Origin of the sequence: Saccharopolyspora sp. (genome assembly GCF_017434145.1) — a bacterium.
In the GTDB taxonomy this organism is placed as follows: domain Bacteria; phylum Actinomycetota; class Actinomycetes; order Mycobacteriales; family Pseudonocardiaceae; genus Saccharopolyspora_C; species Saccharopolyspora_C galaxeae.
The window spans coordinates 1-4414 of sequence record NZ_JAFRFW010001011.1 but is presented as its reverse complement, the minus strand read 5'-3'; the positions used below and the strand labels follow the sequence as shown (position 1 = coordinate 4414).

Here is a 4414-nt window from a genome sequence, read left to right as displayed (position 1 = left end):
GTCTGCCCCGGCCGCAGGCCGAGCGCGGCGAACCCGGCGGCCAGCGAACGCACCTCGCGCTCGGCTTCGCCCCAGGTCCAGGTGCGGTCGCCTGCGGTAAGCGCGGGCCGGTCGGGATGTTCGGCGGCGTTGCGCCCGAACAGCCGCGGAACGGTCAGCGGCGCCGCGGACTCCGCGAATGCGTCCATGCGGTGGCTCCTCCCCACTTGCGAGGTGGCCACGGTCGCGACGCGCGTGACCCAGCCGATCGAACCGCGCCGGTGGCCGTTTTGACCAGGAGCCGGACGAGTGCCGCCCGGTGCGCGGATCAGCGGTTCTCGTGCTCGTGCGTGTCGGCGTTCCGTGGGTTCTTCCGCTGCCAGGACGAAACGTTCCCGCATTCAGGTTGAATCGGCGAGCGCCTGATCCGCCGCGCCGTGGTCGCGGCGGATGCGGTGGAAGGTCTCGTCGACGGGGAGCGGTTTTCCCACAGCCCGCGGAAAACGGGCGGTAAGTCCGTTTTATTCGGGTTCCCGAACGTGCTCGCGGATCACGTTGTTGACCGCGTTCTGGAAACCGTTGACCAGGACTTGGATGGTCAGCGGCCGCAGCTGGTCGGTGGCCTCCCGCACCCGCTCGCGCTCCTGCTCCGGCCTGCCCCGCTCGACGTACGGGCGCAGCACGTTCGCGGCGAACAGCTCGCGCAGTTCGACGGCGATCTGCGTGGTGTGCCGGTCCACGATGTCCTTGGCCCGCAGCAGCATCTCCAGCGGCAGGCCGAGGTCGAGGATCTGCAGCCCGACCCCGAGCATCGCGGTGTTCGGCAGCCGCACGTGGTCGAGCCCGTCGCCGGTCCGCTCCAGCACGCCCAGCGAGATCAGCTGCTCGACGAGATCGTCGTCGAGGTGCCGCCCGGCGCGCTGGTTCAGCTCGTTGCGGGAGAGGTCCTCGGTCTGATCACTGGTCCACGGCGCCAGCAGCGCCCGCTGCAGCGCGAGGTCCTCCGGCGTGGCGTCGTCCGGGATGCCTTCCAGGTGCCGTTCGATCGCGGAGAGGGTGAACCCGAGCGTCTGCAGCTCGCGGATCAGGTCCAGCCGGGCGAGGTGATCGGCGCCGTAGAGTCCGAGACGCCCGCGCAGGCGCGGTGGTGGGATCAGTCCGCGCGACGAGTAGAAGCGGACGGTGCGCACGGTGACTCCGGCGCGGGCGGCCAGTTCGTCGATGGTCAGCTCTTCGTCCGCTGTTCGGAGCATAGTGGGACACCTTACTCCTTGACCTCTGTGACACCAACGATGTAACACTAACTGCGTCGTAAATGTTCTGTCGTCGGACTCGGCGGGTGCCGGGCAGCGGAACCGCAGGCGCCCCAGCGGGTTCCCGGACAGGTACCGGCAACCGTCGATCCGCGTGGCCGGACAGCGGCGAGGTCGGACAACGGTGTCGAAGACGGGCTTGCGCGGCGACGTCGCCGCGGGCGGAGGTGCAGGCGTGACGGCAGAGGGACACGGCGGACCGCGGGCGGGACAGAACGGCCCCTTGGCGGGCGTGCGCGTGGTCGAGCTGGCGGGCATCGGCCCGGCACCGTTCTGCGCGATGCTGCTGGCGGACCTGGGCGCGGACGTGGTGCGCGTCGGGCGCCCCGGCGGCGGACCCGGCGAGCACGACCTGCTCGACCGCGGCAAACGCGCGATCTCGGTGGACCTCAAGCACGAGCGCGGTCCGGCATCGGTGCTCGCGCTGGCGGAGCAGGCCGACGTGCTGATCGAAGGCTTCCGCCCCGGCGTGGCCGAACGCCTCGGCGTCGGTCCGGAGCAGTGCTGGGAGGTCAATCCGCGGCTGGTCTACGGCCGGATGACCGGCTGGGGCCAGGACGGGCCGCTGGCCTCGAACGCCGGGCACGACGTCGGCTACATCGCGCTGACCGGCATGTTGCACGCGATCGGCCGCAAGGGCGGGCCGCCGCAGGTGCCCGCGAACCTGCTCGGCGACTTCGGCGGCGGTTCGCTCTACCTCGCGGTCGGTGTGCTGGCTGGGGTGTTGCAGGCGCGTGCAGGCGGGCGGGGCCAAGTGGTCGACGCGGCGATCGTGGACGGCGCGGCGCATCTCGGCTCGATGCTGTTCGGGATGGCCAACGCGGGTGCCTGGAACACCGAGCGCGGCACGAACCTGCTCGACACCGGTGCCCCGTACTACGACGTCTACGAAACTTCCGACGGCGAGCACATGGCCGTCGGTGCGCTGGAACCGCAGTTCTACGCGGAACTGCTGGAACGCCTCGGGCTCACCGGGCAGGTCCCGGACCGCGACGATCCGGCGAACTGGCCGGAACTGCGCAACAAGCTCGCCGAGGTCTTCGCGCAGCGCACCCGCGCCGCGTGGACCGAGGTTTTCGACGGTTCGGATGCCTGCGTCTCTCCGGTGCTTTCGATGACCGAAGCGGCCGACCACCCGCACCTCAACGCCCGCGGAACGCTGGTGCGCCCGGACGGCGTGCTGCAACCGGCCCCGGCGCCGCGGTTCTCCAGCACCCCGACCCCGCCGCCGCGCCCGGTGCCGTCGCCGGACGCCGCGGTGCTGGCGGACTGGCAGGTCCGCGGGGCGGACGATCTGCTGTCCTCCGGCGCGATCCACGGAAAGGAAGCGTGACATGCGCAGGGAACTGTTCGAGGCCGAGCACGAGGCGTTCCGCGAGACCGCCAGGGCCTTCATCGCCAAGGAGCTGCTGCCGCACCAGGAGGAGTGGGAGGCGGCGGGCGTGGTCAGCCGCGACGCCTGGCTGGCCGCGGGCAAGCAGGGCCTGCTCGGCATGGCCGTGGACGAGGAGCACGGCGGCGGCGGAGTCGACGACTTCCGGTTCAACGTCGTGTTCGACGAGGAACTGGTCAACGCGGGCATCAGCGGCTTCGGCGTGCCGGTGCACAACGACATCAACATCCCGTACCTCACCCGGTTGGCCACCGAGGAGCAGAAGCGGCGCTGGCTGCCCGGCTTCTGCAGCGGCGAGATCATCACCGCGATCGCGATGACCGAACCCGGAACCGGCAGCGACCTGCAGAACATCCGCACCACCGCGATCCGCGACGGCGACGAGTACGTGCTCAACGGCTCGAAGACGTTCATCTCCAACGGCATCAACGCCGACCTGGTGATCGTGGCCGCCAAGACCGACCCGGACGCCGGCGCGCAGGGCGTGAGCCTGCTCGTGGTCGAGCGCGGCATGGCGGGCTTCGAGCGCGGCCGCAACCTGGAGAAGATCGGGCAGAAGTCGCAGGACACCGCCGAACTGTTCTTCAACGACGTGCGGGTGCCCGCGGCGAACCTGCTCGGCGAGCAGGGGCAGGGCTTCATCTACCTGATGCAGAACCTGCCGCAGGAGCGGCTGTCCATCGCGGTGGCCGCGGTCGCCGCCGCGGAGCGGACCCTCGAGGACACCAAGCAGTACTGCCGCGAGCGCACCGCGTTCGGCCGTCCCATCGGCAAGTTCCAGAACACCCGGTTCGAGCTCGCGGAGATGGCGACCGAGGTGCAGATCGGGCGGGTTTTCGCGGACCGCTGCGTGCAGCTGCACCTGACCGGTGAGCTCAGCGTCGAGCACGCCGCGATGGCCAAGTGGTGGCTGACCGAGCTGAACAAGCGGGTCGTGGACCGCTGCCTGCAGCTCTACGGCGGCTACGGCTACATGATGGAGTACCCGATCGCGAAGGCGTTCCTGGACTCGCGGGTGCAGACGATCTACGGCGGGACCACCGAGATCATGAAGGAGATCGTCGGCCGCTCCCTGGACATCTGAGAAACTTTTTGAACTTGTTTTGCGTAGGTGCCCGGGTAGCGGAACCTCACCGGCCTTCTCGCTGTGGGATCGATTTCTGACGTATGCCCATACGCGGCGGAATCGCTGTCCTCGCGAGAAGACCGCTGAGAACCCGCCGGTGGTCCGGTTGCTCAGGTGGTTACTGCTCAGCGGCTCCGCCGCTGACAAGACAACGACAAGAGAACGGCACCGCACGGACCTGCGATCGAAGTACGGCGATCCTTCGTCCCGGCAAGATCGGATGCCGGGGTACCGCACTCGGAAGATTCCGCTCGCGACCCTTGCGCGGCGGGTCATGCTTGTCGTCGAAGACGGCGGCTCGGGCCCGGTGGGCACGGAAGGTGCGGCATGGATTGGATGGTCACCCCCGGCAAGGACGGCGCGCTCTCCGAGGTGCTGCCGTCGGTGCTGGCCGCGCTGGGCACCGCGGGTTTCACCGACTCGCTGGGGATTCCGCGGTGCCGCGCCGCGGCGGTGCTGCTGGTCGACGGCCTCGGCTGGGAGCTGCTGCGGGAACACGCCGCGGACGCGCCGTTCCTCGCTTCGCTGGCGGTGCGCGAGCCGATCAAGGCCGGTTTCCCGACGACCACCGCCACCAGCATCACTTCGCTCGGAACCGGGCTG

Annotated in this window: 5 protein-coding genes; 3 read left to right on the top strand and 2 right to left on the bottom strand. The window is 69.8% G+C overall.

Translation table 11 applies throughout. The annotated features are described in order from the left end of the window. Positions 1–188 (bottom strand): AMP-binding protein (locus IJH84_RS27600; RefSeq protein WP_295150795.1); only part of this gene is annotated, 188 nt, incomplete at its 3' end. 312 nt (positions 189–500) lie between these two features. Then, the gene (locus IJH84_RS27595) at positions 501–1232 is read right to left on the bottom strand and encodes a MerR family transcriptional regulator (RefSeq protein ID WP_200073188.1); all 732 of its coding nucleotides are present in this window, start codon (positions 1230–1232) and stop codon (positions 501–503) included. 235 nt (positions 1233–1467) lie between these two features. Here IJH84_RS27595 and IJH84_RS27590 point away from each other — a divergent pair, with 235 nt between their 5' ends. The 3 genes from IJH84_RS27590 to IJH84_RS27580 all read left to right on the top strand — a co-directional run. Continuing rightward, positions 1468–2625, top strand: coding sequence for a CaiB/BaiF CoA-transferase family protein (locus IJH84_RS27590; protein WP_295150793.1), 1158 nt, complete (start codon positions 1468–1470; stop codon positions 2623–2625). Position 2626: 1 nt separating this feature from the next. Further along, on the top strand, positions 2627–3769 hold the full coding sequence (locus tag IJH84_RS27585) for an acyl-CoA dehydrogenase family protein (protein WP_200073186.1): 1143 nt from the start codon (positions 2627–2629) through the stop codon (positions 3767–3769). A gap of 369 nt (positions 3770–4138) precedes the next feature. Next, the coding region (locus IJH84_RS27580; protein ID WP_295150790.1) for an alkaline phosphatase family protein at positions 4139–4414 on the top strand (276 nt) is incomplete at its 3' end.

What these genes read in the sequence shown, in the direction of transcription:
- IJH84_RS27595 (WP_200073188.1), bottom strand. Translation starts at nt 1,232, where the DNA reads ATGCTCCGAACAGCGGACGAAGAGCTGACCATCGACGAACTGGCCGCC.
- IJH84_RS27585 (WP_200073186.1), top strand. Translation starts at nt 2,627, where the DNA reads ATGCGCAGGGAACTGTTCGAGGCCGAGCACGAGGCGTTCCGCGAGACC.